Consider the following 18,944-nt stretch of genomic DNA (forward strand, 5'->3'; position numbering starts at 1 on the left):
ACATGTTCCGCCTGTGGGGAAGAATCTGGAAAGATAACCATATGTTAAAAGACACTGTAATCTGTGATGACCGCCAGGAGACCAGGACACACAAGGTTTTTCACTGCCTGGAGCAGATCTGCTATGAGCTGGATCTTGGCAATCCCATCTGGCTTGACACCACTGTCCGGGATTTTAAGAAGCACAGCAAAGCACGGTTTTATCAGGATAATTTCATTGAGCAGATTGACTTCGATTACCTGGAAATCCAGGTGATTGAGGAGGATTAGATGCGGCAGGGGGATGGCAGATGTATGGTCTGCAATCCCCCTTTGGTTATGAATTTGTATTCTTTTTGTTTTTTGCCTGGCGTTTTCTTTCTTCGTAGAGACGGCGGCGTTCGTTGCGGGCTTTGGTTTTGGCGTCTATCAGTTCTTCATGCTTCACTATATCACTTATTTCAACTTTTACGCCCCATTGCTCTAACTGTGCCATTGTTTTCTTCTTCTCTTCATTATTTTTCCAACAAATACAAAAATCTGTTAAAAAGTGAAGATTAAAGTCAGGCATAAAATTATCTTTGGTAAGCTTCTTTCCTCTCCAATTCACAGTTCTAGCGGAAAAATATAGCGTATCAGTCCTATATTTTCTCGTTATATCATTATAAACCAGGTGAATCTCTTCCCATCTATACTCTTTTTTTATCCACAACCACTTAACAGTACATCCATCTGAGGTTAAATCAACAATTACAAATATTTCTATTATACCAAGTATCCCGACCAGTGAAATCAACACACATGAAATCATTCCAGTGATCCCCATTACCGGATCTTCAGCTCTGTTTAAAAATGACCACGCAGCCATTCCAAGCCATGCAGTTGTATAAGCTACAAAGAGCACCAACGCCCCAATTTTAGATTTCATTCCTATATCCCCAGTGCTGATTTCGCAAGCTGATCAGCCATGTCGTTATATTTGTCATTGGAATGGCCTTTTACTTTCACGAAATGGATCTTTATTTTCTTAGAGGCAGCCTGGTAGAATGCCTGGTAGGTCTGGGTGCCAGATTTGTTGGCTTTCCAGGCGCCGGTGCACCATTTGGCAATGCCCTCGTAATCGTGGTAGATGGTGATTTCGGGAATGTTGTGATCCATGGCGTACTGCATGGCGGCCTCAGAGCCCTTGATTTCTCCTGCCACGTTGTGCATCAGCGCCAGTTCTTTGTCTGTCATTTTCTGGCAGAAGGTATGTTCTTCCCCGTCCTGGAGGATCACCATTCCGTAGGAAAACTCACCAGTGTCTGAGCGGTAGCTTCCGTCTACGTAAGCTATCACACCCCCTGATGAATTTTGGCTGGGCATTCTATTGCCAGCTGCAACACCGCAATTAGCAGACGCATTGCTTCTGACTGCATATTTCGTTCCAAACGCTCCACTGCCAACTGCTGCGTCTCCTTGTCTTCCAGCTGCACTTATCACATCTGACGCCCCACCACCTGCTGTATCACCTTTATTCCCGGGCGCTGCCTGCGCACTCTCACCGCCGACAAAGGCCTTCGCTTCCTCCATAGTCCCGAAACTCTTAAACTCCGCCCCGGAAAATCCGGTCACCTGCTTCTGGCACTCTGCCCAGGTTGCAAACACTCCTGTTTTTCTTCCTTTTCTCACTGCATAGTATTTCTTCGCCATGTAGCCTCCCTGATTCCAGCTTAAAATCGGTTACTGTTCATCTCGTGACCAGTAACCAAAACTTCTCACATCTTTTCCCCCATTATAACTGTCCCTTTCACTCTCTTCAAGAAGGAATCGCTGCATGTGTATTTTTCTCTTAATAAACCCGGTTTGTTGCATCCCCATTCTGGAAGCGCTGAATGTTTTTAACTACCTCATCTACTACGCGGAAGCGGGTTTCTTTGGCTGCCCAGGCAATGTGAGGGGTGATGATCAGCTTATTGCTGTCCTGGATTTTCAGAAGAGGATTCTCCGGGTCCATGGGCTCTTTGCAAAGCACATCCAGACCTGCTGCCCCAATGGAACCTTCTGTAAGAGCGGTATACAGATCTGCCTCATTGACAATTGCACCTCTTGCCAGGTTCAGAAAAATGGCAGTCTTCTTCATCTTGCGGAAATTTTCCAAGGTCATCAGATTCTCTGTATAAGCATTCAGTGGTGCATGTACAGACACAATATCAGACCGGGAAAGAAGCTCGTCCAGGCCTACCTGCTCATAGGTGGTATTGTATTTGCTTCCGGATGCGGAATAGCACAGAATATGGCATCCGAAGGCTTCCGCAATCTGCGCCACCTTCCTGCCGATGGCTCCAAGGCCAATGATTCCCCATGTTTTTCCATCCAGTTCAAAGAAATTCTGGGCAAAATGAGAGAAGCAGCTTCCTCTGGAGTACTCGCCGGATTTTACATAATTGTCATAATAATTCAGTTTCTCCAGCACATAGAAAAGCAGGGCAAAGGTGTGCTGCGCAACTCCGTTTGTGGAGTAGCCTGCAACATTGTATGCGGCGATTCCTCTTTTTTTCAGATAGTCACCGTCAAGGTTGTTAAAACCAGTGGCAGTCAGGCACACCAGCTTCAGGTTCTTCGCTTTCCCGATGGTCTCCTCACAGATTGGCACCTTATTGGCTACGATCACATCTGCATCCAGAGTCTTCGCTTCCATCTCATCTGCGGTTGTTGTGCGGTAAATTACCACTTCTCCAAGAGCTTCAAATGGAGTGAATACCATATCCTCGCCCAAGCTGTCTGCTTCCAGAATTACAATTTTCATCTCATTGTCCTCGCTTTCTTTTGTTTTGATCATATAATACTGCAATCGTTCCGATATCTAAACCAATTTGTAACGGAACAATCTTTGAATCTAACCTCTTAAAAAGGCGCAGGAATGTAACTCCTGCGCCTTTGCTGATTGCTATGCCATAAATTCCCGAATGATTTCTCTCATGATCTTCTCTTCCTCAGGTGTAAGCATTTTGCTGAAATGGCTGCCGGATGCGGCAGTCTGTTTAATGCTGCTTGTGATCCGGTCGATCACCTCTTCCTGGAGAACCGGATCTGTCTTCTTTCCTGCCGGAATTTCCTCTGCCCAGGTGCGCATCTGCTCCACATAATCTGCAAGGGTGTTTATCACCAGTTCTTCTTTGTAGGAAAAGTCCAGTGCCTGGCGCAAAAGCAAAAGCGCCACCGGAAGCGTGGCTCCCACATACAGATACGTAAGGGGCAATCCCTCCTCCAGCTTCAGAACTGTGGAAAAATAAACGGCAAGTCCAAGAAGCGCTATGGATATAAGCGCCGGATACCACACCAGACGGTTCATCCTATGCAAAAGCCTGTCCCTGGTTTTCCAAAGGTTTAGCCATTTCTCTTTCAGATTCACCTTGCCTGTGATGCCCCCATTTTTACTTCCTGCTTTCCTGCTTCCAGTACTTTTTAACATTCTTCTGTAGGTGAGGTTTGTTGCCAGCATTCCAATTGCTCCCACAGCCCCAATGGCTGCCATACTGTAGAGCAATATATGCAAGTCCATGATTTTTTCCAGCATAATGTCCTCCTTCACAGATAAGCTTTAAGAACATTATACCTCTATGTACATTTATGGGAAACATAATTCGTTCGTCAAATTCCTGCCAAAGCTGCGCTTTTTCCATGTCTGCTTTGCAAATCTGACGTTTTCCCACGAGATCTCTCATCGGCAGCTGCGGCGCTGGCCAAAATACTACATACCAAACTCAAGTCATTCCATATGGCTGCTGCTTATATTACAAATGTATATGCTTTACATCTCCTGCAGCTTCGCAACCACTTTCTCGAACTGCATAAAATGAGATGCCTTTACAAGGATCGTATCACCTGTTTTCACATAAGAATCCAGATGAGCCAGAAGGCTGTCTCTGTCCGGTTCTTCAATGACAGTAAGCTGCGGATTCTTTCTTGCTTCTTTTGCAATATTTGCAGAAAGAGCCCCGGTGCAGATGCACACATCAATTCCGCACTGCGCAGCATGCTCTCCAACCTCTGCATGAAGCTGCACTTCATTTTCACCAAGCTCACCCATATCTCCAAGAATTGCCACTCTTCTGCCGGCACCATCCTTCAGCACATCCAGGGATGCTTTCATAGACATAGGATTGGCATTGTAGCAGTCATCTACGATCAGGAAACGGTCGGTCTCGATCATATGGAATCTGCCGCTGATAGCCTCCAAGGTCTCAATTCCATGGCGGATCTGCTCCAGGGTAAGTCCATAGATTCTTCCCACTGCAGTAGCTGCCAGCGCATTGTACACCATGTGACGTCCCGGCATTGGAATATCGGTCACAAAGGACTCTCCTCCCACATGAATGCGGCAGGTCATACCTTTCAGGCCTCTGCTTACAATTTCGTCTGCATAAATATCTTTATCCGCTTCCATGCCGAAGAATACAGGCTTGATGCCCTCATATTCCTTAACTGTGCAAAGCTTGTCGTCATCACCGTTCAACACAATGTGACCATCTTTTTTCAGGTATTTGAAAATCTCGGTTTTTGCTTTCAGGACACCGTCTCTGTCGCCCAGATTTTCCAGATGGCAGGTACCGATGTTTGTGATCACGCAAGTATCCGGTCTTGCAATCTTTGCCAGACGGGTCATCTCACCGAAATCGCTGATTCCCATTTCCAGAACTGCGATCTCATCCTCATCACGAAGGCGGAAAACGGTCAGCGGAAGTCCTAGCTCGTTATTGAAATTTCCCTGGGTTTTCAGGGTACGGTATTTCTCCTTCAGAACGGACGCGATCACTTCCTTGGTGCTGGTCTTGCCAACACTTCCTGTGATTCCCACCACCGGGATTTGAAGCTGCTTCAGGTAAAACTCCGCAATGTCCTTCACTGCCTGAAGAGAAGATTCCACCTTAATGTATGGGAAATCTGCGTCTTCCAGAGTGCGCTCTGACAAAGTGGCAAGTGCCCCTGCTTCCATTACCTGAGGAATAAATTTATGCGCATCCACACGCTCTCCCACAATTGGAACAAAAAGAGATCCTGCTTCTATTTTTCTGCTGTCTGTTGTGATGGAGGAAACTTCCTGGTCCAGCTTGTCAGCCGGGCCGAAGTAAACGCCGCCGCAGACTTTGGTTATATTTTCAAGAGTCAGATTTTTCATTTTAAATTTTTCCTTACTTTATAGACTACAGTACCGGAGACAATTCCTGCCTCCGGTGCTTATGATTTTATTCGTATTTTTTCAGGGAAATACGGATCAGTTCCTCACAAAGTGTAGGATAATCCATTCCCAGTACCTTAGCTTCCTGGGGAATCAGGCTGGTTGGTGTCATGCCAGGAAGGGTATTTGCCTCAAGACAGTACATATCTCCGTTTTCTTTCATCATAAAATCCAGACGGCTGTAGCCTGTAAGCCCAAGTGCTCTGGCTGCCTTCACTGCATTTTCCTGCATCTTAGCGGTAAGCTCCGGAGAAATTTCTGCAGGACAGGTCTCAACTGTTGAACCGGCCTGATATTTATTCTTGTAATCATAAAAGCCCTGAAGAGGCGCAATCTCAATAACCGGGTAAGCCTTATCATCTACTACCGCAACTGAAAATTCGCGTCCTTTAATATACTCTTCTACAACAATGTCATCCTGGTACTGACTTGCATCCCCAAGAGCCTCCTCATATTCCTTCTGGTCATTTACAATATAAACGCCTACACTGGATCCGCCGCAGCTGGTCTTTACCACTACCGGGAAACTTAAGCCATGCTTTGCAATATCCTTCTCAAGAGCGTCTGTGGACATAGAGAAACCGCCTGGTGTCGGAACATTGTTCATCAGGAATACTTCTTTTGTAATGCGCTTATCCATTGCCATTGCGCTGCTGAGATATCCGGTTCCTGTGTAGCGGATTCCCATTAGGTCAAAGGCAGCCTGCACCTTGCCGTCCTCGCCGTTGGCGCCGTGAAGTCCCAGGAAAACAATGTCGCATGCCTCGCAGAGCTTCAGCACGTTTGGTCCGAAAAAGCTTCTGCGGGTTTTCTGCATCTCTTTGATCTGCGGGTTAAAACTCTTCATGTATTCTGCAGCTTTCTCCACATCATACTCAGCCGGGAACGGATTCTCCCAGTCTACATCCTCTACTCCGCAAAAAATATCTACCAGTATTGCTTCATGGCCTTTCTGGCGCAGTGCGCCACAGATTCCGGTACCGGAAACAATGGAAATCTCTCTTTCCGTACTGGTTCCTCCAGCCAAAACTACTATCTTCATGATTCTGCATCTCCTTGTCTGCGCTGTGCGCAATTTTGTTATGATCGTCCCCATTTATCTGCGGACTTCGATTTATTCGTATACAACCACCGGCATGCCCACTTCTATATTGGCATAAATGGCTGCTGCCTTATCATACGGAACATTGATGCATCCGTGGGAACCGTCCCACTGATACATATTCCCGCCAAACTCCGTGCGCCATGTGGCATCGTGGATTCCTACATTTCCTGCAAAAGGCATCCAGTAAGTCACATTTGTCTCATAATCCTCTCCCGTAAGCACGGCCGGGGATTCCTTGGCATCCAATGCGTAGCAGCCTTCCGGCGTAGCGCAGCCGTCAATATTGGGATTGCCGCTTACAATAGGGGTATCCACAATAGGGGTGCCTTTCATATAAAAAACAAGGCGCTGGTTTGTCAGATCTATCTCTACATAGGTAGAGCCAATATCATTGGTACCACGGCTGTAGCCTGAATACAGATAAACAGGCTCACGTACCTGGGTAACACCACTGTTTATAGCTTCGATCAGTGCCTTAACTTCAGCATCCTGATCAATTACCCAGCCGTAATCGCCGCCTTTGATTTCTACTTCACGATTGTCATAGGTCTGAAAAGTTCTTGTCTGACCCATGGTATCATAAATCAGCCCTAAATTGGAAACATACTGGCGCACAAGTTTCTCGTCCAGGATCACATTTCCATCCTGATCATAGCCGAACCAGTTTTTGATCACGGTACGGTCTACTGTTTCTGTACGGTCAGCAAAATCATATGTAATGATGATATCACAAAGCTGATTCATTTTTTCACAATTAGCCTGAAGCTGTGTATCTGTACTGTATACAGAGGGCTTCAGGTAACAGCTTTCTTCTTCCAGATTTACAGAAGTCCTGCCACGCAGCATAGCGCCTGCGATCACTTCTTCTGTTTTGGTACGATCCAGGGCATTTCCTGTTACTTCGGGAATGATCTCAAAGCACTCACCTGTATCCTGAATCTGTGCATCCACAGGCTGCACAATATTATCCGCCTGCATACACTTCAGATTATCTACTGTCTGAGACATCATCTCAGTATTATAACTAAGAGATTCTGATATATCATAATTTTTGTTCTGGTTAAAAGCCAGAAACCATGTAAAGCGTTCCTGATCCCGGATCAGTTTTCTGATAATTCCTGTAGAAACATAAGACAGGTCCACATCCTTTGCAGATATGGCTTCCTGTCCGTTCTTCATCGTCTCTACTGCAAGTACATAAGCTTTTACACGCTGATCCAGAAGGCTCTCTGTGTCCTCCCTGGTCATATAAGAGCAATTAAAACCATTTACCATTGAGCCAGGAAGGAAGTGGCTGGAAAAATAGTAAACACCATATCCGTAAGCTCCTACTGTGAGAAGCAAAAGCAAAACCACCAGTGAGATTACGATTTTTCTTCCTGTGCCTGCTTTTTCCTTATTTTTTGACATAGCTTCCTCCCTGACTGAATAGATAGAAGATTTCATTCACGTGCCAGACCTTATGCAATCTGGCACTTTTACAGTCTATGCAAGGTTACACGCTAAAATCCTCGTATAACGCAAGGTTTACTATTAACCCAGAAGTTTCTCTACACTTACAAGCTTCACGCAAAGCACGAATACCTGTGCCGCTTTGCCCAGATCTTCCAGTGTAGGGAAAGACGGTGCAATACGGATATTAGAGTCTTTCGGATCTTTGCCGTATGGGTAGGTTGCACCTGCACCAGTAAGAACTACGCCTGCTTCTTTTGCTTTTGCAACGATTGCTTTTGCGCAGCCGTCTAAGGAATCAAAGGAAATGAAGTATCCGCCGTGAGGCTTTGTCCACTCACCGATTCCAAGTCCGCCAAGCTCTTTGTCCAGAGTATCCAGTACAAGCTCAAATTTCGGGCGGAGAATGTCTGCATGTTTTCTCATGTGTGCATGAAGTCCCTCAAGATCCTTAAAGAATCTCACGTGACGAAGCTGATTCAGCTTGTCATGTCCGATTGTCTGAATCTGCATATAGGTGCGGAAATCATCCAGGTTTGCCTTAGAAGCTGCAACAGCTGCGATACCGGAGCCTGGGAAGCTTACCTTGGAAGTGGAGGTGAATTTGTAAACAAGGTCCGGATTTCCGGCTTTCACACACTCACCGAGAATCTCAACAAGGAAATCCTGATTGTCATCATAAAGATGGTGGATGCTGTATGCATTATCCCAGTAAATACGGAAATCAGGTGCAGCTGGTTTCAGTCTTGCAAAACGCTCTACAGTTTCCTTGGAATAGGTATAGCCCTGCGGGTTGGAATATTTCGGTACGCACCAGATTCCTTTGATTGCGTCATCTTCGCTTACCAGCTTCTCTACCATGTCCATATCCGGTCCCTCCGGAGTCATAGGTACGTTAATCATTTCAATTCCAAAGAACTCTGTAATCTTGAAATGACGATCATATCCTGGTACCGGACAGAGGAATTTCACCTTGTCAAGCTTGCACCACGGAGTGTTTCCCATTACACCCTGAGTCATGGAACGTGCAATACTGTCGAACATAACATTCAGGCTTGAGTTTCCGTAAATGATAATGTGTTCCGGGTCTACCTCTGACATCTCTCCAAGAAGACGTTTTGCTTCCGGAATACCGTCGATTACACCATAGTTACGGCAATCAACTCCTGTTTCGCATTTCAGGTTAGAATCGCCCTTCAGAACATCCATCATTTCCATGGAAAGATCAAGCTGTGCATTACTTGGTTTTCCTCTTGACATGTCAAGCGCAAGTCCCTGTGCTTTGATCTCTTCAAACTCTTTGTCCAGCTCTTTTTTCAGTGCCAGAAGCTCATCATGATTCATTTCGGTATATTTTTTCATAAATTCCTCCTTTGGCCAATGCCTGTTTGGTGTATCCTCCTCGTATATCCTGTCCATTTTAGTATGCTAAAGTGGCTGTTGTCAAGTGTTTTGACCGATTTTCATTACTTTCCCCATGTCTTCCCCAAAACCGCATATTTGCCATAACAGGCATGTTACTGGTTTCGGTACTGCTCCGGTGTAATTCCTTCCATTTTCTTGAATACACGGAAAAAATATTTTGCATTCTCATAACCCACAGCCTGCGCGATCTGGTAGGTCTTTTTATCTGTTTTTTTCAGCATTTCTTTGGCATGGCTGATTCGCACCTGATTTACATAATCCACAAAGCTGGTTCCGGTACGTGCTTTAAATGCGGAGCTTAGGTAACTGCGGTTCAGGCGAAACAGGGAGGCCACAAATTCCTGGGTCAGATCTTTTTCATAATGAAAATCCACATAATTTTTTATGTTCTCCAGAATGTCTTTTTCTGAGTAGAAACCGACACTTTCAAAAGCCATGGACATATTTCTGAAAAAGCGCTGAAAATATTCCTCCAACTCTGAAAAGCTGAATATAAAATTCAGATTTGTGATCAGATTCAGACTGGTGGCTGTGCTTTTGTGTATCTGCATATCTTTTGGAAGGGATTTTTTCAATGTCTCTGTAATTTCCAGACAGTAATCCTTGGCATCCTTTAAGCGGCATTTTTCATTCCTGGCAAAATAATGAAACAATTCCGGAAATACCGTTTCCATTTCATCTTTTTTTCCCGACTCAACCAGGAAAAGAAACAGTTCCAGCTTGGGCCACTCTAATACGCAGCCATTTTCCTTATTTTCCGCATAAAATACATAATTGACTTTCTGTTCTAGGGTCATCTGGTTCATAGCCTCTGTAGTTTCCAGAAAGGCTTTGTGAAGCTCCCCAAGAGACTTGTGGACACCGCTGATTCCATAGAAAGGATGCCCACTGATGCTTTTGAAAAAATCATCCAGCATATTCTTTATATCCATAATCTCTCTTTGCAGTACACTTTTTTCTTTTGGAAAAGCAAGGAGCAAAAAACACATATTTTCTGTATGATCTCTGGTAAACAAAACTGTCTGTACATCCAGATCCCGGGTTAAAAGAAATTCTGACAGTACCTTTTCATCCAGTTTTTCCTGCATAGTAACCGTCAGCAGCACATACTGGCTGCCATTTTGTATTTCTCTTGCTTTTTGTGAAGTGAGACCTGAAACATCCCTGTCTGTTCCAAACAATACATTTCTCAGAATCTGTCTGTCATACTCGTATTTCAGCTTTTCCTTTTCCGCCTCATCCAAAGTTATTTTTTCCTGCAGTGTTTCCCTGCTCTGCAGCAGTTCCACTGCTTTATCCACTGCACTGCACAAAGCTTCCCTGCTGAATGGCTTCACAATATAATCCAGGGTCTTGGCGCGCAGGGCTTCCTTTGCGTAATCGAAGTCTTTGTAGCCACTAATCACAATAATATATTTTTCCGGATACTGAGTGGAAAGGACCGGCAAAAGCTGGGTTCCATCCATGATTGGCATTTTCATATCCGTAATAACAAAATCAGGATCCTTTTCTTCGATTTGCTCCAGCGCAGCTTTTCCGTTGGAAGCCTGTGCAACACATTGAATCCCCGGATAATTCTCCAGCTTTTTCAGAATTCCCCGTCGGATCAATGGCTCATCATCAATCACAACATATGTATACATATCATCCACTCCATTCCCTTTTACGCTTCCTCTTTTGTTTCTTCTGCTAGATCCGGAATCTTAATCTGTACAGTTGTGCCACATCTCTGCTCACTCTTAACAGAAAGACCATAGTCTTCTCCATAATATAGCCTGATACGGGCATTGATGTTCTTAAGGCCAATGCTTTCATTGGCATGCTGGCTTAGTTCCCCGAATTTCGGCTTCTCTTCCAGAAGCTTCTGAAGCTGTTCCAGAGTCTCTGACGCCATTCCTACACCATCATCTTTCACTGTAAAATATATAATTTTGTTTTCCTTCCTAGCAGATAAATAAATAGAACTTCCTGCATTACAATGAAGCAGACCATGATACAGGGCATTCTCCACCAGAGGCTGAAGAATCAGCTTCAGAATACGGCAAGAGTACAATTCTTCCGGTACATCCATCTCAAAGCGAAATCCATTGTCAAAGCGGATCTGCTGAATGGCAACAAAGTTCTTCACATGAGCCAATTCTTTCTCCAATGTCACCAGCGCCCCTTTTGTTTTGATACTATAACGGAACATATCTCCAAGAGCCAGTGCCATAACGGAAATATCTTCTGCTTCTTCAATCTCTGCCAGACTGTTGATTGCTTCCAGAGTATTATAAAGGAAGTGGGCATTGATCTGAGATTCCAGTGCTTTCATCTGGGTGTCCATCAGGATCATTTTGTTTTCGTACTCGGATTTAATGTAGCGATTGTTTTCCTCCAGCATGGTCTGATATTGATTGTACAAGGTTCCGATCTCATCTGTACGATTCATATAAGGAGACTCCACAGCTCTGTTCTTTTCCCTAGGATGGGCCATAATATGGCTCAGTGCCGTAATTGGTTCTGTGAGATATCTGGCAAGAAAATAAGCCAGCACAATAAACAAAATCAAAAATACCACCAGCGCAAAAAGCATTAAGGACAAGGTCACCCTGAAATCAGCTGCCAGCCCTGCTTTATCAAAAACTGCAGTCAGAGTCACACCCTCTCCTGCGATTTCCTGATTGTATTCTATTTTGTGACTTTCCTTATTGGTTTCAGATGAATTCTCCCAGTCAAAAGGATTGCTTTTATACAGAATTTCGTTCTCTCGTTTAATCACGAATTCCGTTGCTTCCGGCAGTACATTTACCGTATCCAGAGAAAAAATTTCCTGAGAACAGTTGATGTAGAGAACGCCCAGGAAATCTCTGGAATACACATCATACACGCACATAGAAAAAGAAATGGAGGGAGTGTCATTCAGCAGATAATCCCGTTCCTTCACTCCGTCTACATAAATTTTACCCTCCAGCTCCAGCGTCTTTTCATACCAGTCTTCTCCCGCCGGATCATAATCACTCCTTACATCCACACCATTTCCATAGCCTTGTCCCAACACTACCTTCGATGGCGTAAAGATAAAGATTCCATTGATATTTTCTGTAGAAAAAACAAAATTCTGAAAAATGTACTTCATTTTTTTGTTGGCTTCATAAATATCCTGGTCACTGTGTTCAGAATTCGGATCTGCAAATTTCCCAAGCTCCTGTAAAATAGTTTCTTCATTGGGCGAAGTATATTGTACCAGTTCCAGAATATGCTGCATACTGCCAAAAACAGAATCCGTCTCTTGCACAGCCTGCTCCATAATTTTGGAAGATGTCTCTGTAATCTGTGAATTGGATAAATTGATATAGTGGTTATATGCAATATAGGAAAAAAGAAACAGCGGCACCACTGCCAGTGCGGAAAAGATAAGAAAAAAGCGATATTTCAATTTCATATGGAAATCCTCTTTTCGTTTCGAAGCTGTAGTTTACAAATCTTCAGACACTATTTATACTGTAAGATATGGGAACATCATACCATGTCTTCATCAAATTTGGTAGTGAAAGGATGCAATATGAAAAAAATCACTAATTATATTCTCAGCGTTCTTCTCTCGGGCAGCCTGCTTTCAGCTTCCCTGTTTTATACTGCGCAAACCACCAGTGCTGCTTCTGATAAAACTACAAAAGAAAAAACAAAAATCACCTTTATGGAAAGCGGAACCGGAAACTATGCGGATGTAAGAAAACAGTCTCTGGAGGCTCAGCTTCTGGATGATTTTCCAGACATTGAGATTATTGTGGAGGCTTACCCGGAAGAGCAGTACTACAGCATTTTAAACACACGACTAAGTATGGGAGAAGGTCCGGATTTCTTCAATATACAGCCCAACTGGGCAGGCCCCAATGCAGTTCAGAAGCTAGCTCCTGCCGGATATCTGGAGCCATTGGATGACCTGGCGGTTATTCAGAATGCAGACGAAGCTGATACGGAATCTGTTACATGGAATGGACATACCTACTCTCTTAATCGTTTTTCCATGATTCTATGCACTTATTATAATAAGAGTATTTTTGAAAAGCTTGGGCTTTCCATTCCTCAAAACTGGGCAGAATTTCTGAATATGTGTGAAAAGCTGAAAAATGCCGGAATTACACCTGTTATTTCTGGAAATAAAGATTCCTATGCTCTCCAATTCGGGCTTTACCAGATTGCTGCCAATCAGGTCTATTCAAAAAGCCCGGACTTTAATGCCCAGCTAGCTGACGGAACAGCTTCCTTTTCAGACCCTGGCACCTGGGATAAGGTCATTGACCAGTATCTCCTTCTTTATAAAAATAATTACGTGGAGGCTCATTCCCTTACAATGAGTTCTGCGGAAGCAATTAGGCGTTTTTGTACCGGAGAAGCTGCAATGCTTTTCAGCGGCAATTTTAATTACTCTACTTTATTAAACGCCTTAGGAGAAAACCTGGGAGCCTTTCCTCTTCCAGCCAACGATCAGGATCAGCCCCTTTGCACTGTTGTCTCCAAAGGCGGCGGAACCGCCATTTATTCAGGAAGTCAGCATATTGAATTATGTAAAAAAATCTTCGAAAAGCTTTATGAGCCTACAAATGACACGCTTTCCAGTGAAGATGAAATCTGGAAGGTTTTCCATGACCTGAAAGAGAAAGGACATTTCACTATAAACTGTAATCAGGGCTGGAAGGGCGATGTGGAATGGGCTTTGGAGGACGGCGTTTCCAGAAAAATTGGCGGAGCGGCAATTTCTGTGAACTATATCACTTCCATGATGCAAACAGCTTATGAAAATGGATAAAGATAAGAACCTAAAAATTGTATACCAAATAAAAATCAAAAAGAGACCCTTCGTTTATTATAATAAAATCATCAAACAAATAAACGGAGGGTCTTTATGAAAAAAAGGAATATTGTTCAAAAAGGCGTAACATTTGCTCTGACCGCAGCAATGGTTGGAAGCAGCTTTGTTTCTGCATTTCCAGTATTAGCTGCAGAGGATGATTCCAAGAGCATTGTAGCACTGACTACAGACGGCCTCACCAATCCACTTGGTGTAGACACCCTGACACCTGTTTTCACTTGGCAAATGGAATCCGGCAAAACCGGCGCAAGCCAGAGTGCTTACCAGATCACGGTAATGGATATGGACGGAAATACTGTGTGGGACAGCGGTGTGGTAGAAAGCGGCGAATCCACTAATATTAAATATAATGGAGAAGAACTTCAGCCCAAAACTGAATACCAGTGGAAGGTTGCTGTTACGGATGAGGACGGCAGCACATGGGAATCTGATGTAAATACATTCGAAACCTCTTTCCTTGATACTACCTATGATTCCTGGGGTGATGCGAAATGGATCGGCTCTTCCAAAAAGAATCTGGATGCAGCTGCTGCAAATCTCTTTGACATGCACGTAAACGTAACCATTCCTGAAGGAAGTACAAAAGCCTCTGTGATCTTAGGCGCAAACGATTTCCGCCTTCAGAATAAGGCAATGAACGTCTGGAATAAGGAAAATGAGAATTATTTCCGCTACGAGATTGACATCTCAGACCCGGAAAATCCAAAATTAAACATTTATGTAGTTGGTATGCCGGCTGCTGTCAACGAGCTGGATGAAAATGGCGAACCTGTCATGGTAGAAAGCTGGGGTGGACTTAAGCCTTCCATTATCAGCCAGGAGGAAGAAAATGCAGCAGATGAACCGGATGCTGTTGTGAATATCCCGGCAGAGGTGTTCGAAGGAAAATCTTTAAACGATCCGATTTCCTTACGTCTGTGGACTAACCAGTGCAACCAGGTAAGTGCTTCCATGAACGATGTGGATGTAGATGCAGGACGCCAGCTGAATCCTCTTGGCGGTGATCACAACTCCAATACCTTCCCGAACCTGAATTCCATCGGTTTCGCTGTAAACGCAGGCGAGACAGCTTATTACAATGGGCTTGCAATTGATATGTTCGGCGACAATGATGATAATGTTGTTCTTTTTGATAAGACAACAGGTGCAACCTACAGCATTTTCGAAGATCTTGACGGTGTAACTGTAGACTCTTCTGAAGATAAAATTACAGTAGAAGGCGGCGAGAACGGTACTCTGGTTTACGCAGATCCTTCTGATGGCGCATCCCCAATGGTAAGAACACAGTTCTCTACCAATGACAAAGAAGTAGCAAGTGCACGAATGTATGTAAGTGCACAGGGTACTTATGAAATGTTTATCAATGGTGACAAGGTAGGCAATGGTCTCTTTAATCCGGGAAATGAAGAATATTCTACCTATATGCCATATCAGGTTTATGATGTAACGAATCTGCTTCAGACTGGCGACAACGCAATCGGTGTTCAGATGGGTCAGGGCTGGTGGAGCGGCGAGCTGAACTATACCACCGGTGACTACAACTACTATGGACCATATCAGGCAGTTATGGCCCGTATGGATATCACCTATACAGATGGAACTACAGATACCATCGTAACAAACGAAGATAACTGGACTGTTTCCACAGAAGGTCCTGTGAAATCAGAATCCCATTACAATGGTGAAAGATATGATGAACAAACTGCTGAGAAATATGAAGGCTGGGCAACTGCTGACTACAAAGAATCTGAGGACTGGGAAAAACCGGTTGTACATGAGCCAAGAATGAATGACTTTAGCTTCGTAGTCCGCTACGACGAAGAAGCCTCTGTTGTAAAAGAACTGGCTGTAAAAGAGGCCCTTGGAGAATCCAAGGAAGGCTCCGGATCTTACATCTATGATATGGGTGAGAATGTAATCGGTGTTCCGCATATCACCATCCCTGCTGACTATGTAGATCCAGGCAGCACAGTTACTGTTCGTTATGCAGAAATCCTTTATCCGGACCTTCCGGAGTATCAGGAAGACGGACTTGTAGGAACCATGATGGTAGAAAACCTTCGTGCGGCTCTTTGTACAGATTTCTTTATTGCCGATGAAGGTGATCAGGAATTTGAGCCTCATTTCACCTTCCATGGCTATCGCTACATTGAGATCAGCGGATTGAAGAAGGAGCTTCCTGCTGAGAACATTAAGACAGAAGTAATTTCTTCTGTAAACATGACAGCTACCTACGACAGCTCCAATGAGAATGTAAACCGTCTGTTTAAAAACGTACAGAACTCCCAGACAAGCAACTTCCTTTCCCTGCCAACTGACTGCCCACAGAGAAATGAACGTCTTGGATGGACTGGTGATGCACAGGTATTCTCCATGGCAGCATCTTACAACACAGATGTTTACAATTTCTACAGAAACTGGCTGAAATCTCTGCGTGCAGTTCAACGTAAGGATGGTTCCCTTCCGGTATATGCTCCTACAGCTGAGCCTCAGGAAGATGAATTTGGCGGACGCGGATTCTCCGGTGTTTCCTGGGATGCAGCCCTTACCGTGATTCCTTATAACATGTACATGCAGACCGGCAACCCGATCATCATCGAAGATAACTTAGACGCTATCGATCACTATCTTGACTACCTTGACAGCTATGATATGAGCGAAGAGTTTACGCACCTTACCAGCAGAACCGGTATCCTTGCAGACTGGCTGTCTGTTGACTCCACCGATGCAGGCCTTATCAACAACGCCGTTTATGTATACCTGATCGGTCTTGCAAGAGACATGGCAGAGGTTGTTGGAAGCACAGAGCTTCATGACAAATATGCAGCTCAGTACAATCTTGCAAAAGAAGAGTGGAACGCTTGCTACGTAGAGGCAGATACCTGCAGACTTTATACCAAGACAACTACTGACGCTGACGGCAACCAGCTTGATGAGCCGGAAATTACATATTATGACACAGAAGCAGCTTATGCTACCCCTCTGCGTTATGGTGTATTCAACGAAGAAAACGAAGCAAAAGCAGTTGAAAACTATGTAGAAACTGTAAAAGCAGCAAACTACACTATTACATCCGGATTCTCCGGAACCCCGAACCTTGTTCCTGTACTGACCAAATATGGTTATGTCGATGATGCTTACAAGCTGTTCGAGCAGACAGATTACGCATCCTGGCTGTATCCGGTAACTCAGGGTGCAACCTCCATCTGGGAGCGTTGGAATTCCTACACTGTAGAGGGCGGCTTCAATGGAAACAACTCCATGAACTCCTTCAACCACTTCTCTCTTGGTGCAATCTCTGAGTGGATGATGTCCTATCAGCTTGGTATTACAAGAGAGGATGGACAGGCTGGTTATAAGAGCTTTGTATTACAGCCTACAGTTGGCGGTACCTTCACATATGCAAACGGATCTTATGAGTCCAACTATGGAACCATCGAAAGTGGATGGACCGCAAAGGACGGTGCTATGGAAACCTATACAGCTACTGTTCCTGCAAACACAACTGCTACCCTTTATCTTCCAATCTCTGAAGAGCAGGCAAAGGCCACAACCGCTCCGGAAGGTGCAGCATTCGTAGAAATGACAGAACACAACGGAACCATCTGTGCAGTTTACACACTGGAGTCCGGAAGCTATGCGTTCACAATTGGTGCATAACAGCTATACGAAACAACTAACAGGCTGACAGCCTGAAATAACATGATCCCGCAGAGAGCATGAACAAAAATCATGGGCTTCTGCGGGATATTTATTATGCACGACAGTTTTTTATTTTCTCTCCCTGATTTCTTTTTCTGCTAAAAAAGTCTAACAAAATTGACGTGATTCGTGTTTTCTGCTATCATAAAAATGTTATAGATGCTTCACAACACAAAGCATCTGTGAATCATTAATAGAGAACAATCTAATGAATCAATAAATAAAGAATGAGGTAAACAGAATTATGTGGATTGCAAATGGCTGGAAAGAATATGAAGTAATTGATACTTCCTGCGGCGAGAAGCTGGAGCGATGGGGAAACTATCTCCTTGTGCGTCCGGACCCGCAGGTAATCTGGGATACCCCCAAGACAGAGCCGGGATGGCGCAAGATGAATGCACATTATCACCGCAGCTCCAAGGGCGGCGGCGAGTGGGAATTTTTTGATCTGCCCCAGCAGTGGGATCTCCATTACAAGGATCTGACCTTCCATCTGAAACCCTTTAGCTTCAAGCACACAGGACTTTTCCCGGAACAGGCCGTAAACTGGGACTGGTTCGGCGACAAAATTCGTAAAGCAGGAAGACCCATTAAGGTTCTGAACCTTTTTGCCTACACAGGTGGGGCCACTCTTGCGGCAGCTGCTGCCGGAGCTTCTGTCACGCATGTGGATGCTTCTAAGGGTATGGTCACATGGGCTAAGGAAAATGCCGCGGCAAGCGGTCTTGCTGACGCTCCTATCCGCTGGCTGGTGGATGACTGCGTGAAATTCGTCGAGCGTGAGATCCGCCGTGGAAATCATTATGATGCGATCATTATGGATCCGCCGTCTTATGGAAGAGGACCTAAGGGCGAAATCTGGAAAATTGAAGATGCTATTCATCCTCTTGTAAAGCTTTGCACCAAGATTCTTAGCGATGATCCTCTGTTTTTCCTGATCAACTCCTATACTACCGGATTGGCTCCGGCTGTCCTTACTTATATGCTGTCAACTGAAATGAAGAAATATAACGGACACGTAGATTCCCAGGAAATTGGTCTTCCGGTGAAGTCCAACGGACTGGTTCTGCCCTGCGGTGCTTCCGGACGCTGGGAAGCCAATGAATGATATCCCTGAATCTGCTCATGGCTGTTATTCCGTAATTTCATATTAAAATTAACCAAAAATCTCACGCTCTTTTTTCAGATATTTTCCATTGAATGTGA

14 protein-coding genes are annotated in these 18,944 nt (G+C 44.5%); 4 read left to right on the top strand and 10 right to left on the bottom strand.

The genetic code is table 11. From position 1 onward, the window contains the following. The first annotated feature begins 2 nt into the window (after window positions 1-2). Window positions 3-269 (top strand): hypothetical protein, encoded by a 267-nt coding sequence (locus OCV70_RS02685; RefSeq protein WP_021926557.1) that lies wholly within the window; start codon window positions 3-5, stop codon window positions 267-269. A gap of 46 nt (window positions 270-315) precedes the next feature. Here OCV70_RS02685 and OCV70_RS02690 read toward each other — a convergent pair whose 3' ends face one another. The 10 genes from OCV70_RS02690 to OCV70_RS02735 all read right to left on the bottom strand — a co-directional run bounded on the left by OCV70_RS02690 (window position 316) and on the right by OCV70_RS02735 (window position 12,605). Further along, a complete protein-coding gene (locus OCV70_RS02690) occupies window positions 316-906 on the bottom strand; it encodes a hypothetical protein (protein WP_021926556.1) in 591 nt (196 codons plus the stop codon). A gap of 2 nt (window positions 907-908) precedes the next feature. Then, window positions 909-1,670, bottom strand: a complete 762-nt coding sequence (locus OCV70_RS02695; protein ID WP_173765647.1) for a ribonuclease H1 domain-containing protein — start codon at window positions 1,668-1,670, stop codon at window positions 909-911. A 139-nt stretch (window positions 1,671-1,809) separates the two neighbouring features. Then, window positions 1,810-2,766, bottom strand: coding sequence for a D-2-hydroxyacid dehydrogenase (locus tag OCV70_RS02700; protein WP_021926554.1), 957 nt, complete (start codon window positions 2,764-2,766; stop codon window positions 1,810-1,812). Window positions 2,767-2,907: 141 nt separating this feature from the next. Continuing rightward, a complete protein-coding gene (locus tag OCV70_RS02705; RefSeq protein WP_021926553.1) occupies window positions 2,908-3,537 on the bottom strand; it encodes a hypothetical protein in 630 nt (209 codons plus the stop codon). Between the two features lie 234 nt (window positions 3,538-3,771). Next, window positions 3,772-5,139: a UDP-N-acetylmuramoyl-tripeptide--D-alanyl-D-alanine ligase gene (locus OCV70_RS02710; protein ID WP_173765645.1), complete on the bottom strand. Its 1,368-nt coding sequence runs from the start codon at window positions 5,137-5,139 to the stop codon at window positions 3,772-3,774. Between the two features lie 67 nt (window positions 5,140-5,206). Then, window positions 5,207-6,241 carry a D-alanine--D-alanine ligase family protein gene (locus tag OCV70_RS02715; RefSeq protein ID WP_021926551.1) on the bottom strand — a complete coding sequence of 345 codons (1,035 nt, stop codon included), beginning with the start codon at window positions 6,239-6,241 and terminating at the stop codon, window positions 5,207-5,209. A 72-nt stretch (window positions 6,242-6,313) separates the two neighbouring features. Further along, on the bottom strand, window positions 6,314-7,714 hold the full coding sequence (locus OCV70_RS02720; RefSeq protein ID WP_173765643.1) for a L,D-transpeptidase family protein: 1,401 nt from the start codon (window positions 7,712-7,714) through the stop codon (window positions 6,314-6,316). A gap of 123 nt (window positions 7,715-7,837) precedes the next feature. Beyond that, a complete protein-coding gene (locus OCV70_RS02725) occupies window positions 7,838-9,118 on the bottom strand; it encodes an aspartate aminotransferase type Ic (protein ID WP_173765641.1) in 1,281 nt (426 codons plus the stop codon). 155 nt (window positions 9,119-9,273) lie between these two features. Next, entirely contained in the window at window positions 9,274-10,824 is a 1,551-nt protein-coding gene (locus tag OCV70_RS02730) for a response regulator transcription factor (protein ID WP_173765639.1), read from the bottom strand. Window positions 10,825-10,844: 20 nt separating this feature from the next. Next, window positions 10,845-12,605, bottom strand: a complete 1,761-nt coding sequence (locus OCV70_RS02735) for a cache domain-containing sensor histidine kinase (protein WP_173765637.1) — start codon at window positions 12,603-12,605, stop codon at window positions 10,845-10,847. A 120-nt stretch (window positions 12,606-12,725) separates the two neighbouring features. Here OCV70_RS02735 and OCV70_RS02740 point away from each other — a divergent pair, with 120 nt between their 5' ends. The 3 genes from OCV70_RS02740 (at window position 12,726) to OCV70_RS02750 (ending at window position 18,846) form a co-directional block, all read left to right on the top strand. Continuing rightward, complete coding sequence (locus OCV70_RS02740; RefSeq protein WP_173765635.1) at window positions 12,726-13,973, top strand: ABC transporter substrate-binding protein; 1,248 nt, start codon at window positions 12,726-12,728, stop codon at window positions 13,971-13,973. A 96-nt stretch (window positions 13,974-14,069) separates the two neighbouring features. After that, the gene (locus OCV70_RS02745) at window positions 14,070-17,696 is read left to right on the top strand and encodes an alpha-L-rhamnosidase (RefSeq protein WP_173765633.1); all 3,627 of its coding nucleotides are present in this window, start codon (window positions 14,070-14,072) and stop codon (window positions 17,694-17,696) included. A gap of 286 nt (window positions 17,697-17,982) precedes the next feature. Next, on the top strand, window positions 17,983-18,846 hold the full coding sequence (locus OCV70_RS02750) for a class I SAM-dependent methyltransferase (protein ID WP_173765631.1): 864 nt from the start codon (window positions 17,983-17,985) through the stop codon (window positions 18,844-18,846). The last annotated feature ends 98 nt before the right edge of the window (window positions 18,847-18,944 follow it).

The sequence above is a fragment of the Blautia acetigignens genome, from assembly GCF_025566865.1.
GTDB classification, from domain to species: Bacteria; Bacillota; Clostridia; order Lachnospirales; family Lachnospiraceae; genus Blautia_A; species Blautia_A acetigignens.